At 55.8% G+C, this 22972-nt stretch carries 22 protein-coding genes, 1 pseudogene and 1 riboswitch; of the genes and pseudogenes, 11 read left to right on the forward strand and 12 right to left on the reverse strand.

Annotated features, from left to right (window positions below; translation table 11 throughout):
* Positions 1 to 62: 62 nt before the first annotated feature.
* Together JJB07_RS06995 and JJB07_RS07000 are read right to left on the reverse strand one after the other, a co-directional pair.
* Positions 63 to 488 (reverse strand): hypothetical protein, encoded by a 426-nt coding sequence (locus JJB07_RS06995; RefSeq protein WP_201632841.1) that lies wholly within the window; start codon positions 486 to 488, stop codon positions 63 to 65.
* 127 nt (positions 489 to 615) lie between these two features.
* On the reverse strand, positions 616 to 1365 hold the full coding sequence (locus JJB07_RS07000) for a glycerophosphodiester phosphodiesterase (RefSeq protein WP_201632844.1): 750 nt from the start codon (positions 1363 to 1365) through the stop codon (positions 616 to 618).
* A gap of 142 nt (positions 1366 to 1507) precedes the next feature.
* Here JJB07_RS07000 and JJB07_RS07005 point away from each other — a divergent pair, with 142 nt between their 5' ends.
* The 5 genes from JJB07_RS07005 to JJB07_RS07025 all read left to right on the forward strand — a co-directional run bounded on the left by JJB07_RS07005 (position 1508) and on the right by JJB07_RS07025 (position 7778).
* The gene (locus JJB07_RS07005) at positions 1508 to 2470 is read left to right on the forward strand and encodes a GntR family transcriptional regulator (protein ID WP_201632846.1); all 963 of its coding nucleotides are present in this window, start codon (positions 1508 to 1510) and stop codon (positions 2468 to 2470) included.
* A 75-nt stretch (positions 2471 to 2545) separates the two neighbouring features.
* On the forward strand, positions 2546 to 4276 hold the full coding sequence (locus JJB07_RS07010) for a 2-oxoacid:acceptor oxidoreductase subunit alpha (protein WP_201632848.1): 1731 nt from the start codon (positions 2546 to 2548) through the stop codon (positions 4274 to 4276).
* A 1-nt stretch (position 4277) separates the two neighbouring features.
* Positions 4278 to 5147 (forward strand): thiamine pyrophosphate-dependent enzyme, encoded by an 870-nt coding sequence (locus JJB07_RS07015; protein ID WP_201632850.1) that lies wholly within the window; start codon positions 4278 to 4280, stop codon positions 5145 to 5147.
* A gap of 107 nt (positions 5148 to 5254) precedes the next feature.
* Complete coding sequence (locus tag JJB07_RS07020; protein WP_201632851.1) at positions 5255 to 6529, forward strand: DUF1800 domain-containing protein; 1275 nt, start codon at positions 5255 to 5257, stop codon at positions 6527 to 6529.
* A 16-nt stretch (positions 6530 to 6545) separates the two neighbouring features.
* Complete coding sequence (locus JJB07_RS07025; RefSeq protein WP_201632853.1) at positions 6546 to 7778, forward strand: DUF1501 domain-containing protein; 1233 nt, start codon at positions 6546 to 6548, stop codon at positions 7776 to 7778.
* Between the two features lie 58 nt (positions 7779 to 7836).
* On the opposite strand, the pseudogene JJB07_RS24495 reads toward JJB07_RS07025, so the two are convergent.
* Positions 7837 to 8013, reverse strand: a pseudogene (locus JJB07_RS24495) (DapH/DapD/GlmU-related protein); the annotation flags it as partial.
* Between the two features lie 788 nt (positions 8014 to 8801).
* Here JJB07_RS24495 and JJB07_RS07035 point away from each other — a divergent pair.
* Together JJB07_RS07035 and JJB07_RS07040 are read left to right on the forward strand one after the other, a co-directional pair.
* A complete protein-coding gene (locus JJB07_RS07035; RefSeq protein ID WP_201632856.1) occupies positions 8802 to 9476 on the forward strand; it encodes a response regulator transcription factor in 675 nt (224 codons plus the stop codon).
* Positions 9469 to 10923 (forward strand): ATP-binding protein, encoded by a 1455-nt coding sequence (locus JJB07_RS07040; RefSeq protein WP_201632859.1) that lies wholly within the window; start codon positions 9469 to 9471, stop codon positions 10921 to 10923. The genes JJB07_RS07035 and JJB07_RS07040 overlap by 8 nt, the downstream gene beginning before the upstream one ends.
* Here JJB07_RS07040 and JJB07_RS07045 read toward each other — a convergent pair.
* From JJB07_RS07045 to JJB07_RS07075, 7 genes are all read right to left on the reverse strand, one after another.
* Positions 10920 to 11780 (reverse strand): aminopeptidase, encoded by an 861-nt coding sequence (locus JJB07_RS07045; protein ID WP_201632862.1) that lies wholly within the window; start codon positions 11778 to 11780, stop codon positions 10920 to 10922. The two genes, JJB07_RS07040 and JJB07_RS07045, sit on opposite strands and share 4 nt — an antisense overlap.
* Before the next feature lie 36 nt (positions 11781 to 11816).
* On the reverse strand, positions 11817 to 11984 hold the full coding sequence (locus JJB07_RS07050; protein ID WP_201632863.1) for a hypothetical protein: 168 nt from the start codon (positions 11982 to 11984) through the stop codon (positions 11817 to 11819).
* Positions 11985 to 12154: 170 nt separating this feature from the next.
* Positions 12155 to 13318, reverse strand: coding sequence for an alanine racemase (locus JJB07_RS07055; protein ID WP_201632865.1), 1164 nt, complete (start codon positions 13316 to 13318; stop codon positions 12155 to 12157).
* A gap of 78 nt (positions 13319 to 13396) precedes the next feature.
* Positions 13397 to 13894: an NUDIX domain-containing protein gene (locus JJB07_RS07060; protein ID WP_201632867.1), complete on the reverse strand. Its 498-nt coding sequence runs from the start codon at positions 13892 to 13894 to the stop codon at positions 13397 to 13399.
* Complete coding sequence (locus tag JJB07_RS07065) at positions 13891 to 14850, reverse strand: NAD(P)/FAD-dependent oxidoreductase (RefSeq protein WP_201632869.1); 960 nt, start codon at positions 14848 to 14850, stop codon at positions 13891 to 13893. Before JJB07_RS07065 ends, JJB07_RS07060 begins: the two co-directional genes overlap by 4 nt.
* Positions 14834 to 15391, reverse strand: coding sequence for a 5' nucleotidase, NT5C type (locus tag JJB07_RS07070; RefSeq protein WP_201632871.1), 558 nt, complete (start codon positions 15389 to 15391; stop codon positions 14834 to 14836). The genes JJB07_RS07065 and JJB07_RS07070 overlap by 17 nt, the downstream gene beginning before the upstream one ends.
* Positions 15392 to 15411: 20 nt before the next feature.
* A complete protein-coding gene (locus JJB07_RS07075) occupies positions 15412 to 16566 on the reverse strand; it encodes a class I SAM-dependent methyltransferase (protein ID WP_201632872.1) in 1155 nt (384 codons plus the stop codon).
* Positions 16567 to 16747: 181 nt separating this feature from the next.
* Between JJB07_RS07075 and JJB07_RS07080 the strand changes: the two genes are divergently transcribed.
* From JJB07_RS07080 to JJB07_RS07095, 4 genes are all read left to right on the forward strand, one after another.
* Positions 16748 to 16972: a hypothetical protein gene (locus tag JJB07_RS07080; protein WP_201632874.1), complete on the forward strand. Its 225-nt coding sequence runs from the start codon at positions 16748 to 16750 to the stop codon at positions 16970 to 16972.
* Positions 16973 to 17079: 107 nt separating this feature from the next.
* Positions 17080 to 17328, forward strand: coding sequence for a hypothetical protein (locus JJB07_RS07085; RefSeq protein WP_201632876.1), 249 nt, complete (start codon positions 17080 to 17082; stop codon positions 17326 to 17328).
* 46 nt (positions 17329 to 17374) lie between these two features.
* A riboswitch (purine riboswitch) is annotated at positions 17375 to 17477 on the forward strand.
* Between the two features lie 187 nt (positions 17478 to 17664).
* Positions 17665 to 18267: a xanthine phosphoribosyltransferase gene (locus tag JJB07_RS07090; RefSeq protein WP_201632879.1), complete on the forward strand. Its 603-nt coding sequence runs from the start codon at positions 17665 to 17667 to the stop codon at positions 18265 to 18267.
* Between the two features lie 95 nt (positions 18268 to 18362).
* On the forward strand, positions 18363 to 19676 hold the full coding sequence (locus JJB07_RS07095) for a nucleobase:cation symporter-2 family protein (RefSeq protein WP_201632881.1): 1314 nt from the start codon (positions 18363 to 18365) through the stop codon (positions 19674 to 19676).
* A 171-nt stretch (positions 19677 to 19847) separates the two neighbouring features.
* On the opposite strand, the gene JJB07_RS07100 is transcribed toward JJB07_RS07095, so the two are convergent.
* On the reverse strand, positions 19848 to 22571 hold the full coding sequence (locus tag JJB07_RS07100; RefSeq protein WP_201632884.1) for an S-layer homology domain-containing protein: 2724 nt from the start codon (positions 22569 to 22571) through the stop codon (positions 19848 to 19850).
* Between the two features lie 112 nt (positions 22572 to 22683).
* A complete protein-coding gene (locus tag JJB07_RS07105) occupies positions 22684 to 22884 on the reverse strand; it encodes a hypothetical protein (protein ID WP_201632887.1) in 201 nt (66 codons plus the stop codon).
* Positions 22885 to 22972 lie beyond the last annotated feature (88 nt).

Consider the following 22972-nt stretch of genomic DNA (forward strand, 5'->3'; position numbering starts at 1 on the left):
GGAGCGTCCAAAGTTATTTTCTATGCTCCAAATAATGATGATATCACAGTTTGCCTCCCTTGTCACCAATTTCCTGCAATAACATTTCCAAGCGTCAAGATCTTGTCCCCCCAAAGCCCTTGGTTCAGGATGACGCGGACCGATGTTTCCACGGTAAGGCCTATTTGCAAGAAAGACTTCGCAGACTCCTGCACCGCCCGGCAGAGGTCTTCGTGTTCGAGATTCCCCACATCGGCGACCTCCAGCTTATCTTCATTGAAGAAACAGACAATCGAGATCCCGTCTTCGTCCAACTCGGCGGTGGCGAGGTTATGCAACAACTCGATGTTGAACGCATAGAGCTCCCCCGCCTCTGTGAGCAACAACCGGCACTTCTGCGGATGCTCCGTCTGCTCCGCCAATTTCCGCAGGTCAGAACGAGTGGGTGACTTGTAAATTTCATAGTAGCGTTTGTCATACTTCCCGATCAAACCGGTGTGAAAAGGCATGTCGTCCACCTCCGCCCTTCATGATACCCAACACATTGGTCTGCCACAACTTCGGACCAATCGAAAAACCTCGCCCGCGACTGCGAACGAGGAGTGAAGTCTCTTTGAAAGCATGAAACTCTTCCTATTATATAGTAGAAACAGACGACAGCACTTCTTTGAGTCGATCCGGGTAATTTGTGATGATCGCATCGACCCCGGACAACGCCGCGAGCCGCATATGGTTCACTTCGTTTACAGTCCAAACGTTCACAGCCAAACCCGCAGCATGTGCCTCCTCGACGAGATGCGGTTTCACCGTAGCAAAAAACGGATGCAACGCCCGCGCCCCCAAGCGTTTCGCATACTGAACGGCGCCGACGATCACGCAGTCATACAACAACCCCGTCGCGATGTCGGGGGCCAGTTCATGAAACTTCAACATCGAGCCGTGATGGAAGGATGAAACCACCACAGACTTCTCAATTTGGTTGCGCCGAATAAGGTCCAATGTCTTTTCTTCCAACCCCGGCATCTCAAAAATCGAATTCTTCAATTCGATATTCAACACCATCCGGTTGCCGAACGTCTCGATCACTTCTTGCAGCGTCGGAATCTGCACCCCCTTGTACTTCGGGTCGTACCACGAACCGGCGTCCAAGGCCCGCAACTCGTCCAGCGTATGCATGTACACAAAGCCCCGTCCATTTGTCGTGCGGTCGAGCAATTCATCGTGGATCACAACCGGCACGCCGTCTTTCGTCAGCTGCACATCGAACTCAAACCCGTCGGCTCCCATCTGTTCCGCCACGTGAAATGCCTCCATCGTGTTCTCCGGAGCATAACCGGAAGCTCCACGGTGCGCGAGATTTAGAACTTTTTTCCTGAAGAATGCCATAAAATCAACCCCTCCCAGCCCAAACATAGCAAATCGATGGCAATTCCGCAAAATGAACTTTTCGTGAAGCGTTCGTAGGTGTATAATGTTGGCGAAGCAAGTTGTTGGACCAATGGATTAATCCATTAGATGAGGTGAGCACATGCCTTTTCCGATTGTGCGGAAGAACGGAATTCCCCTCTACATACAAGTCAAGGAAGCCGTCCTCGCCGAGATCAAAACAGGCGTTTGGAAAACGGGCGACAAGCTTCCTACAGAGCGGGAATTGTCTGAAAAGCTCAAGGTGAGCCGCAACACGGTCTCACAAGCGTACCAAGAACTAGAGGCTGAGGGCGTCCTGAGCTCGGTTCAAGGCCGTGGCACGTTCGTCTGTGACCGCGACGACGCCGTCCGCATCGAGAATCGGAAGGAACTGCTGCTCAAAATCATCGACGTCGCGATGGAGGAAGGCCTGCAATTGGGCTTTACTCTTGAGGAATTCGCCGAGTTTGCCACAGAGCGTGCGCGCCAGAAGCTGGAGATTCTCAGCAAAGTGCGCGTCGTGTTCATCGAGTGCAACCGCGAGCAAGTCGATTACTTTTCGAAAAAGTTGCAATTCGACTCCGGCGTTTCCATCGCACCGCTGGTTCTGGAAGATCTCAGCAAGGACACCGACCGCTATCTGCCGGACGTCGTAGCCTCCGACCTTGTCATTACCACATTCTTTCATTATGATGAGGTTAAAGAATTATTAGGCTCGCGTAAAAATGTGCTGGCCATCTCGCTCGACCCGCAATTGGAAACGATCGTCCGGATCGCCCGCATTCCAATGGGCAGAAAAATTGGTCTGGTGAGTAAGTCGGAGAACTTTGCGGGCAAAGTATTACTGGCACTCAAGAATGCCGGGCTTGACGGTGTGGATATTCGCGTGTTCACTCAGAAGATGGAGATGGACATCGCCGACATCGTACACAGTCTCGACGTGATCATCTGTTCGCCGGGTCGTCGACGTGAAGTCGAGCAACACATGACCCGACGCCAAGAGATCATCGAATTTGTTTACAAGCCGGATGTGGCCTCGATCAATTTGTTGCGCGCCGCATTAATTGATTTACGACGCCAATGATCCAATTTTTCGATCCTCACACCCGAGTTGTATATAGAGTTATCACTTAATGTCTACGAGGAGTGGAACTGAAACATGTTAGAACAACTTTCTTGGAAAGTTGGGGGCCAACAAGGTGAAGGTATCGATTCCACCGGTAACATCTTGGCAACCAGCCTGAACCGTCATGGTTACTTCATCTACGGGTATCGTCATTTTTCTTCCCGTATTAAGGGCGGTCATACCAACTACAAGATCCGCATCTCTACCAAGTCTCGTCTGGCAAATGCCGACTATCTCGACATCTTGATCGCATTCGACCAAGAAACGATCGATTTCAACGGCCACGAACTGCGTGACAACGGCGTCCTGATTGCCGACGCGAAGTTCAACCCGGTTGCACCGGAAGGCAAGAACGTTCGCTTCTTCCCGGTTCCGCTCACCAAAATTGCCGAAGAAAACGGTTCGGCAATCATGAAAAACATGGTAGCTGTCGGCGCTACTGCGGCTGTACTCGGCCTCTCTCCCGACACGTTCCTGTCTTACCTGAACGACAAGTTCCTCCGCAAAGGCGAAGCGGTCGTCCAAAACAACATGAACGCCCTCAAAGCGGGCTTCCAATACGTCATTGACCAAGGCATCGAACTCTCGGACCTCAACCTGGCTCCGGGCGACGGTGTAGAACGTCTCTACCTGACCGGTAACGATGCGTGCGGTTTCGGCGCACTTGCAGCAGGCGTTCGCCTGATGCCGGCCTACCCGATCACTCCGGCTTCCGAGATCATGGAATACCTGATCAAAAAACTGCCGAAAGTCGGCGGCCACGTTCTGCAAACCGAAGACGAAATCGCAGCGGTCACCATGTCCATCGGTGCATCGTTCGGCGGTTCCCGCGTTTGTACGTCCACTTCCGGCCCGGGTCTGGCGCTGATGATGGAAGGGATCGGTCTCGCAGGTATCACCGAAACCCCGATCGTCATCTTCGACACCCAACGCGGCGGTCCGTCTACCGGGATGCCGACCAAGCATGAACAATCCGACATGTACGCAGCTCTGTGGGGCACCCACGGCGAGATCCAAAAGATCGTCGTCGCACCGTCCAACGCAGAAGAATGCTTCTACATGACCGTTGATGCGTTCAACTGGGCTGACAAGTACCAAGTTCCGACCATCATCTTGACCGACCTCGCGCTGTCGATGTCCGACCAAACCGTTGAGAAGTTCGACTTCTCCCGCGTCTCCATCGACCGTGGCAACCTGGCGACCCAAGAACAACTGGACGCTGTACCGGCCGGCCAACTCTTCAAACGTTTCGAATTCACCGAATCTCTGGTCTCCCCGCGTGTATTCCCGGGCCAAAAAGGCGGCATTCACCACGTAACCGGTGTCGAGCACACCGAAGTGGGCCGTCCGACCGAGGACAAAACCATTCGTACCAAGATGATGAACAAGCGTCTCAACAAGTTCGACGGCGTTGAACTGCCGAACTCCTACTCCTTCAACGGAGATGAAGACTACGACGTGTTGCTCGTCGGCGTCGGCTCCACCGCGGGCCTGATCGACGAAGCGAAGGAACGCCTCCAAGCAGACGGCAAGAAAGTCGGCCACCTGCACATCAAGGTCCTCAACCCGTTCCCGACCGCTTCCGTTCAATCGTTCATCGACCGCGCGAAGACCACCGTTGTCATCGAAAACAACGCAACCGGTCAGCTGAAAAACATCATGCGCTTCAACGGTGTTCAAGGCAACCTGACTTCGCAAGTCAAATACGACGGGAACCCGTACATCCCGTCCGAAATCTATTCCTTTGTCAAGGAGCTGAACTAAAGTGGCAACAGTAAAAGATTTCCGTAACGAAGTTCGCCCGAACTGGTGCCCGGGTTGCGGCGACTTCTCTGTCCAAGCTGCGATCCAAAAAGCGCTGGCTGAAACCGGCAAAGAACCGGAATCCACTGCAGTTATCTCCGGGATCGGCTGCTCGGGCCGTATCTCCGGTTACATCAACTCCTACGGTTTCCACACCATCCACGGTCGTTCCCTCCCGGTTGCACAAGGCGTTAAGCTGGCAAACCGCGACCTCACTGTCATCGCGTCCGGCGGCGACGGCGACGGCTTCGGGATCGGTCTGCACCACTTCATGCATGCGGCTCGCCGCAACATGGACATCACCTACATCGTGATGGACAACAACATCTACGGTCTGACCAAAGGTCAAACCTCCCCGACTTCCGCACACGGCTTCAAGAACCCGAAGTCCACTCCGGAAGGTAACATCGAGAACGCACTCGTTCCGGCACAAGTCGCGCTGTCTGCTGGCATCGGCTTCCTGGCACAAGGCTTCTCTTCGGACATCAAGCAATTGACCGAAATCATCAAAGCGGCGATCAACCACAAGGGCTTCTCCCTCGTCAACGTGTACTCGCCGTGCGTCACCTACAACAAAGTCAACACCTACGACTGGTACAAGGAAAACATCACCGTCGTTGACACCGTTGAAGGCTACGACAAAACCGACCGCATCAAAGCGATGGCGACCGTCATGGAACACCGTGGCCTCGTCACCGGCATCCTGTACCAAAACGAAAACCTCCCGGCGTACGAAGACCTCATCCCGGGCTACCAAGCAGAGCCGATCGTTCACCACGAACTGCCGCTCTCCGAAGAACTTCTGACCAAAACCATGAAGGAATTCGTGTAAGCCAAAGCAGGCTCCGCAACAAAAACACACCTCGCTACGTGCGGGGTGTGTTTTTTTGCTATATGATAGAGAGGATGACGCGTTACGAGCGGAGGACGATGAAACCCATGAAGATCGCAACCAAGGAAGCCAAGATCCAGCACCTGTTGCGCCGCACCGGATTCACGGCAACCAAAAAGCAAATGGCAGCCTTTGCATCGCTTACGATCCCGCAGGTGGTCGATAAACTTTTGAACGCCCCTCTCCAAGCCCCCAAACCGCCGGAGAACCTGAACGAGAAATCGGACGTGTCGGTGCTCGTCCAATGGTGGCTCAACACCATGATCCACACCCCCAACCCGTTGCAGGAAAAAATGACCCTGTTCTGGCACGGTCATTTCACTTCCTCGTTTCGCAAAGTGAGAGACATCCACCTCCTCGCGCAGCAAAACGTCCTGCTGCGCAAGTTTGCCCTCGGGAATTTCCGCGAACTCACCTACAACATCACCGTCGACGCCGCGATGCTGATCTACCTCGACAACAACACCAACATGAAAAAGTCCCCCAACGAAAACTACGCCCGCGAGCTGATGGAATTGTTCACGCTCGGCCTTGGCAATTACACCGAAACCGATGTCAAAGAAGTCGCCCGCGCTCTCACCGGCTGGCAAGTCAAAAAAGCCGAACGTAAAGTCGTCTACGTCCCCAACATCCACGACGACGGCAAGAAAACCATTTTCCGAAAAACGGACACCTTCGATACACGCAAAACCACAGATTGGATCGTCGCCCAGCCCGCTTGCGCCACCTACATCGCCACCAAGCTCTGGAAAGCGTTCGCCTACCCGAACCCCGAGCCCTCCGTGATCAAATTCGTCACCAAAGCGTTCATCGACAGCGGCTACGAGATCAAAGCCCTGCTCAAAGCGATCTTCAACTCCGAAGCGTTCTACTCCGACCTCGCCTATCGCGCGCAGGTGCTCTCACCTGTCGAGTACACCGTCGGAATGCTCTCGCTGTTCCCAACGATCAAACTCGTCGAAGACAAAACCACGCACGCCCTGCTCAAAGAGATGGGGCAGGTCCCGTTCGACCCGCCGAACGTATCCGGTTGGCAAAGCGGTCCCGCGTGGCTCAATTCCGCTCCCCTGTTCGGTCGCTTCAACTTCGTGGATTTCCTCGTCGACAAACTCACCGACAAAGACTTCCCGATCAACACCTCCCTTGCCCCAACCACCTTGCTAAACGATGTGCTCGACCGACTCGGGCTCTCCGACCTGAGCCAACAGACCCGCGCCGAACTTGAGTCGTATCTCAAGAAATCCGGCCTCTCCAACAAAGAGACGATCCAGCACGGCCTCTTGCATCTCTTGTTGATCTCACCGGAAGCCCAAGTCCACTAAGAGGAGGTCCAAATCCATGAGCATCACTCGCCGCGACTTTGTCGTCAAAGGGGGCCTCGGCCTCCTCGCTCTCGGTCTCACCGGCCCGCTCGGACTCTTGGAGTGGGACAAACACATTGCCCAAATCGCCTCTGCCGCAACACCTGACAACATCCTCGTCGTCGTGCAGCTCTCCGGTGGCAACGATGGCCTGAACACCGTCATCCCGCACGCCCAAGGTGTCTACTACGACAACCGCCCCTCCCTCGCCATCGAGCAAAAAAACGCCCTGCACCTCGACAAAAACTTCGGCCTCCACCCGAGCCTCACCAACTTGAAAAAAATCTACGACGGTGGCAAACTTGCGATCCTCAACGGAGTCGGCTATCCCAACCCGAACCGCTCGCATTTTCGTTCAATGGAAATCTGGCAGACGGCCGTGCCTGACAAACTTGACGTGCAAACGGGCTGGCTTGGACGCTACCTCGACCTGACGACCACATCTGACAAAAATCCCGTAGCTGCCCTCACCGTCGGTGCCGGATCGAAAGTGTTCCTCGCCAAGAAAAACGACGCTCCGATGATCACCTACCCCGACATGTTCAAACTCGTCGTCCGCAAAGCATCCGTCACCGACAAACAGCGTCGTCTGGAAGCTTTCACGAACATGTACACCAAAACACCCGATCCCCTGCTTTCGCTCGTCACCGCCAAGGGCAAGACCGCCATCAAAGCGTCCGACAAGATCCAATCCGCTCCCAGATTGACCACATCCAGCTCCGGTTACCCGGCCGGCTCCGCGTTTGGCAATCACCTCGAACTGATCGCGCAGTTCATCGGAGCCGGACTTCCGACGCGCACGTACTTCACCATGCTCGACGGCTTCGACGATCACTCCAACGAAAAGGACGAGCACGCCCTCGCCCTCAAGGAGTTCGACAACGCCCTCGGCGCTTTTTACGACGACCTCGTCAAACGCGGCGTGGCCAATCGAGTGACCGTGCTCGTCTATTCGGAATTCGGTCGCCGTGTGAAAGAGAACGCCAGCAACGGCACCGACCACGGAACGGCAGGCCCGGTGTTCGTGCTCGGGCAAGGAGTCAAAGGCGGGCTGTACGGACAGATGCCAAGCCTCACCCAACTCGACAGCGGCGACCTCAAGTACACGGTCGATTTTCGCTCCGTCTACTCCACTCTGCTCGACAAATGGCTGAATGCCCCTTCCAAGGACGTACTCGGCAGCTCCTTCGAAACCCTCAAATTCCTCTAAAAAAAGCACGCCTTCGCGTTTTGCGAAAGCGTGCTTTTTTTACAAAGTATCGACGGACCTACGGAACCCACCGCACCGCTTCTTTGACCACACGAGCAGGGTTGCCCGCAACCACTTGCTGCGGAGCCACGTCCTTGGTGACGACCGCTCCGGCTGCGATGATGGCACCGTCACCGATGGTGACGCCTTTTAAAATCGTGGCGCGGGAACCGATCCAAACGTTGTTGCCGATCTTGATCTTCTTGGTATTGGGACGACCTTCGGCGGCATAGTGAAAATCGGTGTCCATGAGTTGAACATCCCACGAAATCGCACAGCCCGAGCCAATCTCCAGTTCTGATTTGACAATCAATTTCGAGTTGGCGGTGATATAACTACGATCCCCGATCTTGAATTTGGCGTTCGGCCCGACCAGCACGCGCACGCCCGGTCCGAACGTGACCGAACCGTCAACTTCCATCACGCCGCCCTCGCCGATTTGGATGACGTTGCGGTCCAAGCCTTCTTGGCCGTTTTGCCCGACTTGGGTGTCCATCCGTCCGACGATCAACCGATCGCGCACAATCAATTTCGCGGTTGATGCCAATCGCCAGCGGGTCTTCCAATGTGTGAAGACCGGGAGCGGCATCGCGAGCTTGCCCCGCAATCGAAAACTCCAATAGAAACTCGACAAATAGGAAAAGGCGTCTCCCGTCACCAGACGGCGCAGAATTCCGCTCCAGCGCCCTGTGGTTTTGGTCTGCTCCCGAGAGGTCTGATCGCTGCCCTGCGTTCGTCTCGTGAGTGTTTTGTCCAACATCGACACGTCGGGGTTCCTCCCATCTCTTGCTACCAAAAATTCGACATACCCATAGTATGTTAGTTTACCTTTTATTTATCTAAATTATACGTTTCCAATGTGTTGGTACTGTGTCTGCAGGTCTTTTTTTCAATCTCTATAGGTTTCGGACAAGTAGCTACAGCTTAGACCGTCTGTTTTTGATACACTACTAGGTAGAACTTTCATGTGTGAGGGGAACAGCCATGCAGACGATTCTAATCGTAGAAGACGAAAAGCCCATCGTGCGCTTGTTGCAAGCCTATCTGACCCGAGCAGGTTATCTCGTGGAAGCGGCGATGGACGGCGATGAAGCCTTGGTTGCGTATGGACAACTGCGACCGGCGCTGGTGCTGCTCGATATCAATTTGCCCAGACGCAACGGGTGGGGCGTTTTGGAGGAGATTCGCAAGTTGGGATCAACTCCGGTGATCATGCTGACTGCTCGCGGCGACGTCACCGACCGCCTGCGCGGGTTGCAAAACGGCGCCGATGATTACATACCGAAGCCCTTTGACCCGGACGAGGTCGTCGCTCGAGTCCAAGCGGTTTTGCGCCGACCTCCCGCGCTGGTGGAAACCGACCAAGTGCGCATCGGCAGTTTGGCGGTGGACTTTACCGCCCGTTCCATTGCGCTGGGCGGCGAAACGTTAGCTCTGGCTCCGAGAGACTGGGATTTGCTCGCCTTTTTCGTCCGCCATCCCAACCAAAGTTTCACCCGCGACCAATTGCTGGATCGTGTGTGGGGCTTCGATTACGAGGGCGGAGATCGAGCGGTCGATGTGGCGATCAAACGCCTGCGTCAATCCCTGCGCGACTGGCCGACCGAAGAAGGAGAGATCGTGACGATCCGCGGCATGGGGTATATGCTCCGTGCGTAGTCGTTGGCTGAGATTCTGGCGACAGCGCACAGAGCCCGTGCCGCTTCTGACCGTCTGGACGTGGCGGTATCTGTTGGTGTTGGTCGGAAGTCTCGCGTTCTTGGTGGTGTTGGCAGGGCTTTGGTTGCAAAGCAACGCGTACGACCAAGCGTACGAGATGATGAATTTGCGCGCCAACCAATTGGCCGACTCTGTGGGACAGACGATGGCATCCGGCGGTTCGCTTGATAAATTGAAGCCGTACCGCGATTTGCACAGCGAGTGGTACATCGTGCAGATTTTCGACGACAACAACCATGAACTGCTTTTTTTAAAAGGGAAAAATCCGACAGTCCCCGGTGAAGTTCGTTTGCAATCGACAAAACGAGATTCCGTGTTGGCGAACAACGTCATTCAGGAAGAAATCGAGACGAACGATCAAAATTGGTTGCGCGTCGGCGCGCCCATCCTTCTGAACGATGACCGGACGTATGCGCTCTATCTCACGTTGCCTGAAAAAATCGCCATCCCCCGCGTCAACCGCCAGTTCGGGTGGGCGGTCATCCAGATTGTCGGTGTCGCACTGGCCGGATGGATCGTCATCTACTTCCTGTCCAAACGACTGACCCGACCCTTGCGCCAATTGGCACGAGCGGCTCGGCAGATCGCAGAAGGCGGATACGACCCCGTATTGCCTGAAGGCGTCAAGGAGCAAGAGCTGCAACAACTCCTCGTCTCCTTCCGCGACATGGCCTCGCGCTTAAAACAACTGGAGCAGATGCGCACCGACCTCCTCGCGGGGGTTTCGCACGAATTGCGCACACCGCTCACGTCCATTCGCGGCATGATCCAAGCGGTGCAGAGCAAAGTCGTCACCGACGAAGAAGCGGAGGAATTCCTCCAAATCTCGCTGGATGAGTCGAAACGGTTGCAAAGCATGGTCGAACAACTCCTGCACGTCTCCGCCATCCAGACGGGCGCTCAGGAGTTTTCGCGGGAGACGGTGGACCTCATCTCGCTCGTCGAGGAAGTCATCCAGCAATTGAGCGTCTTGCCGACGTTTGCTTCCGTGCAGTTTGAGCGCAACCTCCCGCCTGCCCCAGTTTGGGTGAGCGGTGACGCCGGCGCGTTGCGCCAGATTCTCCTCAACCTGCTCAACAACTCCAAGCATGCCCGTCCAACCTCCGTCACACCGCTCACCATTCGGCTGACAGCTCAGGCGGTGGGCGGTCAAGTCCTTCTCGACGTGGCGGACAACGGAACCGGCATTCCGCCGGAGGAGCAGTTGTATATCTTCGAACGCTTCTATCGTGGGCAGGAACGCCCGCGTGGGAGTCACGGCCTTGGACTCGGCCTCACGTTGTCACGATTGTTGGCACGCGGACAGGGCGGAGATTTGCTCTTGATCAAGTCGTCCGAACAGGGCACCACGTTCCGTCTGCTCATGAAAAAAACGCCCCCGCACTAAGCGGTGGGCGTTCTTTTTGGTTCCAGCCATGTCAGGACTTTTGCCGAGAGTTCCTCACGTGCCCAAAACGTCATCGTCTCGGTGAGATCGTGAGTCTCGCGCAGAGCTTTGACAAACTCTGTGCCCAAGTAGTAGCCGAGGCGGTTGTGGCCGAAATGGCTGCCTCCACGGAGGCGGAACCACTCGATTTGAGAGGCGTGCGTATAATCCGCGAGGTCTTGGTGGAAACGGTTCGAGATTTCAGCCTCATGCGAGCGACAGAAGTTCAGCCATTCCTCGCCGTCTTCTTCGTAGGAGTAGTAGACCCAATCCGGCAAACCGGGGACGAGCTGTTGGGTCAAATAGGTCGCGATGCCTTCGAAGTAGAGCGAAGTGTAGCCGTCATCCTTGAGCTTGCTCCAATCCATACCGGCACGGCCAAGCATGACGAAGTGGAAGGCATGACCCAATTCGTGCATCACGATCGAACGCAGATGTTGCGGGTCATCGGAGAGCTTTTCGACGGCGAAGTAGAGACGACATCTGGTATCGACCCACGCGTTGGAGCCATAGGCACCGACGAGCAGAGTTGCGTCAATTTCAAACTCCACCCCGAGATAGAGGGAAATGGTTTCGGCGCACTCTTCGATGATCGCGGGCAGTTGTGCGATCACGTTTCGCAGACGGTCGGAATGGGTCGGGTATTTTTCAAGAGTGGCTTGAAGTCGTTCGGGGGTACGCGGGCAATGTCCGTTAAAATAGATAGAGTCAAAAAGTGTGGGGTACTGGGCGTAATAGACGTCCAAGTCCTCCACCGTCAACGGCTCTTCGCGGTCGTACAGCGCGAGAAACGCCGGAGTCGTATCGAGCAGTTTCAAAGCAATCCACTCCCAGTGTGTGGCGGATTTTGAAAATCAGCATTCGGAACGAGGAACAGCTTCGTCGTAGATCGTGAAACCGTCAGCTTCATCATAATCAATGACAAGTTCGCCGACGAGGGTTGCTGTCTTGGTGTCGAAGAGGAACAGCAGGCCCTCTTCTTCCACCTGTGTATCGCGCGGTTTTGGCTCATCCAGAGCCAATTTATAGATGGGGCCGCCTCAGCCGGGGACGCAGAAGATGCGTGCGCCGAGGTTGTCGCGATCGTCCTTGGCAAGCAAGAACTCGATGCGCTCGACGGCATCGCGGGAGATGTCGATCATGATCATGGCGTTTGCCTCGCTTTTTTTGATATCTTGTTTTTTCCAGTTTACTAGATGGTTTGTCCGCGTGCAATGACGGACCACACAGACAGGGAGCCATCATGGTTCAAGACGGTCAGATGGTCGGTGAGGTTGGCGACGGGGCAGGAGTGGTTCGGGATAATTTCCAGCACGTCCCCGACGCGGATGTGGCTGTCGGTTGGGATGCGTACGACCCCGTGTTCTTCGGAGAGGCGTTCGATGACGGCGTGTTCATGCCCGACGATCAAACCGTAGCCCTGCAACGCATCGCTGCCGTGGGCACCACGGTCCAACGCGAGCGTCTTGGCTCCCGCATCGATGACAATCCGATCTCCTGCAGGTCGAGACACCACACGACTCAGCACGCGCAACGAAACTCGCTCTGGGCGCACAACCCCCAGTCGAATCTGCGTGGCATCGCAGAACACATAATTACCCGGCCGAATCTCCGTCACACCACTCACAGCCCCCGAAATCCGAACGGTCGGTGTCGAGCCAACGGAAACTGCGAGGGACGACGCATTCTGTTTTTGGCTTTGGATTTCGCCTTGGCTCTGCACCAACGCCATCGTCTCCAAGAGGCAATGCGCTTCGTACTCGCCGATTGCCCGTACTTGCTCCGGCGTTTGGGCGCCGTATGCATGTCCTGCGTGCGTCAGGAACCCTTGCACGTCAAGCCCCGGAAGTTGCGCCATCTCTCGAAAAAGTTGAGCAGCCCTTTCCCCCGGCTCAACTCCCACACGCTTCAATCCAGAATCCACCTTGAGCCATACTTTCAGCTGCACCCCTTGCGCCACTGCCGCTTCGGAGAGCGCTTGTGCATGCGCCAACTCCGCCGTCAGCGTCTGCAACACAGCCTGCGGGTACTGCGCCATCAACTCAAACAGCCGCCGAATCTTGGGCCCAACCAACGGATACGCCACCAACACATCCCGAGCCCCGCGTTCCAGAAACACGGTTGCTTCCCCGAGCTTCGCACACGTCAGCCCCACAGCTCCCGCCGCCAGTTGCAGTTCGGCAATCTCCCACGTCTTGTGCGTTTTCAAGTGCGGTCGCAAGCGGACGCCATGCTCCCGAGCGAACTCCGCCATCTCCCGTACGTTCTGCTCCAGCTTCGCCCGATGAACCAGCACCATCGGTGTCTCCAATTCATCGACCGTTTTCGCCATTTCCTGCTGCCAGAATTCCGTCATCTCGCCATCACTCCCTGTCGAAAATTTATTTCCCGTGCAATATCGAGAGGATTGAAAAAAGCCACCCGCTCCGGATGGCTATTTTTCAACCTGTGCAAAACGATGCTTCAACACGCGTTCGAGCGCCAACGGATAGACCTCGTCTTTTAAAATCGGGCTGAACTCCGCGCCCGCACGCACTTCCTCCACCGACGGCGGTTCTGCAAACAGCTTCGCTTCCTCTGTCTCAAATCCAGCCGGAATGGCATGCATCCGCGCAATTCGAGCCACATAGATCGTCTTCACAAACGGCGGGGTCCCATCCAACTCGATGGCATACTGCCCCAACGGCTCAATTGCAGCCAGTTCCGCTCCCGTCTCTTCGTACACTTCGCGCACCGCCGTCTGAATCGGCCATTCCTGCGCTTCCCGTGTCCCGCCGGGCACTTCCCAGCCGCGCCGCTGATGACGAGTCAGCAACAACTGCCCTTGCCAAAACGCAAACACCAACACATACCCCGGCTCCACGAACTCGCGCTCGTCAAACGTCAAACAAACTTTTTGCCCCGGATAGGCACCGGAAAATTCATACCTCACCAAATTTCCCTCCTCTCCGCCAACACGACCGACAGATGCTTCGCCGCCGTCATGCCATGCCCGACCGCTTTGGCGATGCTCGAATACACAGGCCGCGTACAAACATCGCCAATCGCCATCACAAACTCGACAGACGTCTGCCCCACTTCATCCACTTCGACAAAACCGTCCTCATCCGTCACAATCTGCCCGCGCACCAGATGAGAGCTCGGCTCCACCCCCACGCGAACAAAAAGCGCCTCTGCCGCCAATTTGCGAACTTCTCCGCCGGGCAGTGCCACTTCCAAACCTGTCACGTGATCCGACCCGAGCACCGAAGTCACAGTCGCATACGTCAACAACTCAATCCCCGGATGGCTCAACACCCGATTCCGAAACTCGGCACGAGCGCGGAACCGCTCCGAACGGTGAATCAACGTCACCTGCGCGCCACCGTCAGCGAGGAGCAGTGCGCCTTCCAAGGCACGGTCGCCGCCCCCGACGACGGCGACTTTTTTGCCGGAAAAAAGGGCGGAGTCCCGCGACGCCGAATACACTTCGCCTCGCTTCAACATCTCCGCTTCCCCCGGCACACGCAACCGCCGATCTCCCGAACCGGTTGCCAAGATCAAACTTTGAAAATGCAACTCCGACACTTCCGGAGTTCCCGCTTGCTCCGACGTTTGCCACCAGAGTACCTGCTGGGCCACGTCGACTTCCAAAACCCGCACGCCCGTCTCCACGTCACAGCCCACACGGCGTACATTTTCTTCAAACACGCGCTTGACCTCATACCCGTTCGCCGCCAAGATGCCCGGATAGTCGATGATCTCATTGTGAATGGCATGCAATTGCCCGCCAAGCTCCATCCCTTGTTCCAACAAGAGATGATGAAGTCCCAGCCGTCGGCACCAAATCGCAGCGGACAGACCCGCCGGTCCGCCGCCAAGAATCACCACATCAGTTGTTGCCTTCATCCCGCTCGCCCCACTTTCGTAGTAGGAGTGCTTCGAATTCCAACCAACTGCTGACACGCGGGACGTCAATGTCCCGGTTGTACGGATAATCCATCGCCACCACCTCGCGCCCTGACCCCTGAAACGCCAACAGGTTGTGCGGCGCGTCGTCAAACAGCAAATCGCCGCAGATCATGTCCTTGCGATGGGCGAAAATCAAATTGTGCTTGCCGACAAACGGCAGGTATTTTTCCACCCACTGCTCCTTCTCCGTGTACGCATGCGTGCGAGACGAAGTGACCAGCAGGATGTCGTAGTTTTTTTTCAACCGTTCCAACACGTCGACTGCATCAGGAAACGGCGGTAAGTTCAGAAACAAGCCCGGCTCGTCGAGATAGTCGTACACTTTCGTCCCGCATTCCGGTTTGACGTACTTCTCCGTCTGCCAGCAATGCAACTTCGCCACAGACAAATCGTCGTCATAGTCGGCATTGTACCGGCGATGCCACTCCGTCATGAGGTCGCAGATCACCGAATCCATGTCGATCAAGAGCGTTCGCATCTCCTGTACCCCTCCAACTTCTACTCATCCAACGTAAACGCAAGCGCATTCAACCGCCCCGACAGACCCTCCGTCGAAACGCCCTTGGCCTGAAACAGCACCTTGAACACATCGCCGAGCGATTGCGGGAGGAACAAATTCAACATGCGGTACAATTCTGCGTCCGCCATGAGATCGAATCGCTTGTTGCGCAACTCTTGCACTTTTTGCAAAAAACCGTTGCCTCCAAGCAGCTTCATCTGCGTGGTGAACCCGACCTCGTGCAGTCCGACTTTCTCGCCGCTTCGAATCAACAGCGAAAAATCGACGTCGGCCGTCAAGTCCTGCTGCCCCACGTATTGGAGAGGCTGGGTGAGTTTTTGATAATAATAGCCTCGCACGCCGTCCGCTTGCTTGTGCTGGAGATGCACATCCGGCGCGAGGTTCCCGTAGTCGATCGTCATCACGAACCCGCGGTTCAGCAAACGACCCATCGCCTGAAGTACGTCCACCGCCGCCGGGCAGACGGCGACCCGCTCCCCTTCCGGCAAGTGGGCTTTCGTATCCTCATCGACCAAGTCTGCCAACTTCGGATCGGACAACGGCCCAGGCTCCTCTGCGAAACCCGCACCGTCTGCAACGACGTAATACTCGACAAATCCGTCCCCGCTCTTGCCCAGACGATGCACAGGCAACGCGTCGAACAATTCATTGGACAGAATCACGCCCTCGCGTTCCCCCTGACCCGGAACTTCGTCGAGAGTTTCGTACCACGTCACTTTTTCCGTGAAGCCGTGCTCGTGCAAGTTCGATTTCTGCCGTTCGCGCAAGTGCGCCCCCTGCTCGACGATCACATACTGAATCGCGGCAAAAAAGCCCGGATTCGCTCCCGCTACCGTTCTCAACAGATCAACCGCCAGTTGACCGACACCCGCTCCCATTTCCAGAAGCATAAAAGATGCCGGTCGTCCCAATTCCACCCACAGTTGGAACACTTGCCGAGCGATGCACGCGCCAAAAATCGGGTGTACCATCGGCGATGTGTAAAAATCTCCGCCTTCGCCAATCGTCATCTCTTGACGGTTGTAATAACCGGCCGTCGGGTGGTACAGCGCCGTCCCCATAAACTCGGCAAACGTGACGCGACCCTCACTCGCGAGGCGGTTTTGCAACGTCTCTACAACCACTTGATTCATCCGCTCGTCTCCTTGCCGTTCGTTGGTATCTAGTGGGTATTGTACCAAATCGGGTGCCGATTGTCGTCATACTTTGCCCGTATGCGCCATCTACTGAAAAAGAGGATTTTTCTTAAAGTATTCGAATTAGTTATACGTAAGGGGTATGGGGAAATCCAGTTCACACAGGAGGGCAACTCAGATGCTGCACGACATGACTGTAACTGAACTAGACGACCTCTACTACACGCGTCATGCGGATGGAGCAAACCTGCAAGAGCTGAAAAGCATCCGCTACATGCAGGAAACCAAGATCCGCGAGTTGCCCTTGGATGAAAGAAAGCGGATGACGAAGGAAATTCGTGATCGCTACGTATCCAAGATGCTCGCGCCATCCGCCCGCACCATGTTGCAAACAGGTATGTAATCATACATCCCGTACCAGACTGACACCTTGGCGAGTAGGGATCGCCGAGGTGTTTTTTTATGCGCCCGTTTTTTGGTACAATAAGGTTCGAGAAGGAGTGATTTCGGATGCAAATGCCCAAAGAATGGCACGAAGCAGAGGTCCCGGAGGGCGGCAAACTGCTGCGCAAAGAGTCCTATGAATACCAGACGGAAAAAGGCGAGTACGACATCGAAGTGTTTGAGAACATGAAAGGCGAGTTCTACGCCATCGCCGTGCCGCGCGATGACGAACGATTGGTCATCTACGGCAGCAACGTCACGATGAGCCGCGCTCTGGCGCTGTCGGTCGTGATGGATAAAATTGAGCGTGAGTAACAGAGTTAAGGGGTTGCTCGTTCTTCTAACTCTATGCTAGATTGTATCTAAACTTGAATATCGAACTCGTATAATTTTTGGGGATATGGCCCATAAGTCTCTACCAAGCGACCGTAAATTGCTTGACTACGAGTGAAAGTGCATCTAGGGTTCCGTCTTTTTTGGTGAAAAAAAGAGCTGGTCCGAGCGATGCAGGCGTGTTTGTTTTCGAAACAGATGCGCTACACCCCAGGGAGAAAAGCCCGGAAGGATAGGTTTCACTTGCGATTTTTCGGCGAGTGAAGTCTATCCTTCCGGGCTATTTACTTTTTCTGACTACAAAGGAGACGGTGAGAGATGAAATTGTTGCAAGATCGCATCCGCCAAGACGGCGTCGCGTTGAACGGTCAGGTGTTGAAAGTGGACTCGTTCTTGAACCACCAAGTCGATGCAGGGTTGACGATGGAGATCGGCAAAGCGTTCGCGGCGGAGTTTGGCGCACAGGGCGTGACCAAAGTGCTGACGATTGAAGCGAGCGGCATTCATTTCGCGCTGGCGACGGCGGTGGCGCTGGGCGTTCCGTTCGTCTACGCCAAGAAGAAAAAAGCCGTCACCCTCACCGAAGACCTCTACACCGTTCCCGTACACAGCTTCACACGCGGGGAGACGTTTAACGTAAGCGTCTCGAAGCGTTATCTGCAGGCAGAAGATCGCGTGCTGATCGTCGACGACTTCCTCGCGACCGGCGACGCCCTGCTTGGGCTGCAAGAAATCGTCCGCCTCTCGGGGGCTCATCTCGTCGGGATCGGCGCTGTCATTGAAAAAAGCTTCCAAGAAGGCCGTGCGAAGCTCGAAGCGACAGGTGTCAAAATTCATTCGCTCGCCCGCATCAAGTCGATGTCGCCGGAGCATATGGAGTTCCTCGAAGAGGAGAGCCTCACCCCCGTCGCGACGAAGTAACTTTTCCGAAGAGCACTCCTTGCTTGAACCACAACTCCTGTTTCGTACCGATTCGATCTTGAACTTATCTTATTTCCTTCTAGGAGGCTCCCCCCATGTTGAGCAAACAAAAGATTTTCACCCTCGGTCTCCAGCATGTGCTCGCGATGTATGCAGGGGCGATTATCGTTCCGTTGATCATCGGCGGTGCGTTGAAGATGACCCCGACGCAGATGGCGTATCTGATCGCCGCCGACCTGTTTACCTGCGGGCTGGCGACGCTCTTGCAAGTGATCGGCACGAAATTTGTCGGCATCAAGCTCCCGGTCGTGCTCGGTTGTACGTTTACGGCGGTCGGCCCGATTATTGCGATCTCTTCCACGTCAAACCTCGCGACGGCGTACGGTTCGATTCTCGTCGCGGGTCTTGCGGTGTTCCTGCTCGCTCCGCTGTTCGGCAAACTGCTTCGCTTTTTCCCGACCGTTGTGACTGGTTCGGTTGTCACGATCATCGGTCTGACGCTGATCCCGGTTGCCATGAACAACGCCGCCGGCGGTCAAGGTGCACCGGACTTCGGTCAACCGCGCAATTTGGTTCTGGCACTTGGTACCCTGTTGCTGATTCTCGTGATCAACCGTCTGTTCACCGGATTCGTTCGTGCCGTTTCCGTTTTGATCGGTCTCATTGTGGGGACGATTGCAGCTTCGTTCATTGGTATGGTTTCTTTTGCAAACGTTGCGGATGCTTCGTGGTTCAACATCGTTCAGCCGTTCTACTTCGGCACTCCGCAGTTCAGCATCTCCGCGATTCTGACGATGGTGCTCGTTTGCATCATCTCGATGGTCGAATCGACCGGCGTCTACTTCGCGCTCGGCAAGATCGTCGGGGCTGATCTGAAAGAAAACGACATCGTCAAAGGTCTGCGTGCCGAGGGCATCGCCATCCTGCTCGGCGGGTTCTTCAACTCCTTCCCGTACACCACCTTCTCGCAAAACGTCGGCCTCGTCTCTCTGACCCGTGTGAAAACCCGCAATGTCATCATCGCGGCCGGCGGCATTCTGGTCGTGCTGGGTCTCCTGCCGAAATTGGCGGCTCTGGCGACTGTGATTCCGAGTGCCGTGCTTGGCGGTGCGATGATCGCGATGTTCGGAATGGTCGTCTCGTCCGGCATCAACATCCTGTCCGAAGTCGATTTCAAGCAAAATGAAAACCTGCTCATCGTCGCCTGCTCCCTCGCCGTCGGCCTCGGTTCCGCCACCGTCCCGCAGATGTTCGACCAACTGCCGACCACGCTGAAGATGCTCCTGCAAAACGGCATTGTGACCGGCTCGCTCACTGCGGTGGCGTTGAACATCTTCCTCCAAGCGAAGACGAAAAAGCAAACCTCCACTTCCCAAACCACCACGCAACCGAGTGGTGCCCGCGCGTAATCAAAACAGAAAAAAACAAAGCCCCCGCCAATCGACGGGGGCTTTGTTCGTTAACATGGCGCACTCAGGACGAGTGGCTTTTTTTGAAAAAGTGACCAACTCAGTACGTGTGGCATTTTTACGAATGGGACCCCCCCGTGTGCGTGGGAGGGTCTTTTTTCTGCTTGAAGACTACTTGGGTTGTTTGTAGTTTTTGAATGCGTTTTGCAGGATGTAGTAGCTGTCTTTCAAGCGTTCGTGGTAGGTGGGGACGTCCCATTTGGCCCAGGTGTAGGGCGTGGAATCGACCGTCACCGGGGCGGTGTCCGTGTTGGCACGCAGCAGGGGCTCGACGGTGACGCCCGGACTTTGTGCGGCTTGCAGTTTGCCGGCCGAGTACGGGTAGTCCCAGACTTGCAGGGAACTCGGGTCGGTGTACCCCAGCATCATCCACGGAATTCGCACTTCCAACACATTGCCTTTGGCGTACCAGTCGGACAGCGACGTCTGTCCCGTTTTCATGATCCCGACGTCGAGGTCTTCGAACGGGATGTTTTTCCCGCTCTGCGGGAGTTTGAGCGCATACGAGAGCGCGAGTTTCCACGGGAGGAACTTGCCCTGTGCCGCGTCTTGGTAGGACGGATCGAACGGCACCACGCCGCCCGACTTGCCGGCATACTGGAACGTATGCTGGTCATACGCGCTGTTCACGTACAGTCGCGACCCGTCATTGTCTCCCTTCACTTGCAGCAGGAACTCCACCGGCGACTTGAACGTCACGCCCGGAGCTTTGTCCGCCGTTGCACTGCCGCCGCCGAGCACGTCAAAGCCCGCCGTGAACGTCTCTTTTGAAAAGTCCCAGTTGCCCGACTTTTTCTGTGCCAAGAGGTACAGGTACGCTTCATCGTGCGAAACGGAGAGGTCGAAGCCCGGATAGGAAGCGGTGGTTTTGTTCGCACGCTTCGCCCAATCGGACGTTTCCCCGTCCAGTCGGATCACATCGTCGGCCGTCTTGCCCGGCTCCATCTCGACGACGCCGAAGTTCGCCTCGTTCGTCAAGCGGTTGAACCAAAACGCACGACGGTCACGCGGCATCGTGAGCGACATCGTGTTCCACGTGTACTTGAACCACTCGTCTTGCCACGAGAACACGAACCCGCCGTCATACCCTTCGTTGTAGATACTTCCTTGCAAGTCCGCATCGATTTGCCCTTGCTCTTGCTCCGTATGCATCCCTTGGTTGCGATCCAACGGCCCGCGATGTGCCATCCCGCGAGAGCTCGGCACGCCAAACTCTGCCACCATGATCGGCAGGCCCGGCGTTTGTTTTTTCAAATCGTGCAGGTAGCCGGCATACGGGTTCACCGCGCCGGTCGAATCTTTGTAAGTCTGGTAGCCGGAATCAAAACGCAGGAAGTCCGGATAGTACGGGTACGCGTGGTACGCCGCATAGTACCCTGCGCTCCATTTGTCCGTGTTGCCGAGGTGCGTCGGGTCGACCGACACCATGTCTTCCTCGGGGAACGGTTCCTCCGGATGCTTGAGCGGGTCGGCGGTGACCCAGTTCGTAAACGCCACTGGATGTTGCCAGCCGAATTTCATCTCTTCCGTGCCCACGGTGTCGAGCAACTGCGCCAACCAGCTTTCAAATGGCGTCGCATTCGCTTTCGCCGCAAAGTACGTCCCGCTGTACGGCTGCATCCCCGGATGGTTGTCGTTGGTCAACTTGACGGCGTTCGGGAACCACTCCGTGCCGAGAAGCCAGCCTGCCAGGTATTTGGAGGCATCGGTGCGGAACGTGCCATAAGCATGACCCGGCATCACCGGACGGCTCAAATCTCCGTGGACGGCGTGCACCGCGTCGACGATCTCGCCTTTGAATTGGTTGGTGATCGCGGAGGACAGCGCATCGGCTCCGTTGCCGTCTGCAATCAACTCCTCCTCAGGCGACCAGATGCCTTGGAGGAAATAGAGCGGGTCTGTGCGTCCTGCGTTGAACTCGTCAAGCGCTTCATAGAAGTACGGCGGCAAGATCGTGTACACGCGAACGAGATCGACGTTCATCGCCTTCATCTGTTGGAACCAGCGCAGATAATCTTGCTTGGTCGGCGAGAGTTCACCCGGATAGTGACCCGGTGTCGTCGCGCCTAGGTTTACCCCGTTCCAGAACTTCGTGTTCCAGTTCGTGCCGTCGAAGAGGGCGATGTGGCCGTTCTTGACAGCGGTAATTTGTTTGATGCCGTTTGTCTCTTGGACGGGGTGGGGCTTTTCGTTCAGGGCGTTGAGCGTTTTGTAGATCATGTAGGCGGCTTCGGCACGGGTCGCGTTGCGGCGGGGTTCGAAGTTGTTGTCGGTGATGTTTGGCAGAGCGCGTTGGTACGCTTGGTAGACGTCTTGGCGCGCCCAGTCGCTGATGGAGCTGTCGTCGTTGAATTTGAAACTCGACTCCGGCTTGTCGGCGAGGTTACCGTGTCGAATGGCACGTTGAAGCATGACGGCCATCTCTTCGCGGGTGATCCGGTTTTCGGGGCGGTAGGTGGAGTCTTCGTAGCCGAAAATCAAACCGCCGTCTGTCGCGGCCGAGATGTAACTTGCGCCCCAGTGTGCGCCGACGTCGTGGAACTTCTGGGCGGAGGTTGACTTGGTCAGATGCAGAGCGTCGGTGATCATCTTGGCGAATTCGGCACGGGTGACGCTGCCGTTCGGGTTGAAGTAGAGCACGCCGTCAGAGCCTGTGGCTCCGTTGACCACGCCTGCTTCGCGCATTTTCAAAATGGCATCAGACGCCCAGTAGCTCTTCGGAACATCTGGAAAATTAGAATTCGCAGCGTCTGCCGCCGTCGCGCTGAGAGCACCCAGCGGAGAGAGTGCGAGCAGAGACGCAAGTGCGGCTGTCCAAATACGAGACTTATACACAGGAAATCCCCTTATTAGTAAATTTAAGTACCCTCCCATTCTATCAAAAACAGAAAATCCAGCCTAGTAAAAAAACGCCTCCGGCGGCCACAGCCACCAGAGGCGTTTTTTTTTACAGATCCGAGCTGTCGTCGTAATCGGCGCGGAAGCCGTCTTTGGCTGCGAGCGGGGCGCCGTCGCCGTCGTCGTCTTGGCCGTTGGTGTTGAGTCCCATCTGGCTTGCGAGTTCTTCGACTTGGTTTTGCAGGCCCTCTTCACGAGCCGCGTCTTTCGCTGCGTTCAGACCCTTCTGGATCGCGTTGTTGTTGTCCATGTGTGGTAGCCTCCTCTGCTTGTTCTTGAACTTCTTTCAAAGTAAACGCCTCATCCGTGCCCGCCTCAAAATCGGCTTGCAACGCACT

It is taken from the genome of Tumebacillus amylolyticus (assembly GCF_016722965.1).
Lineage (GTDB): Bacteria > Bacillota > Bacilli > Tumebacillales > Tumebacillaceae > Tumebacillus > Tumebacillus amylolyticus.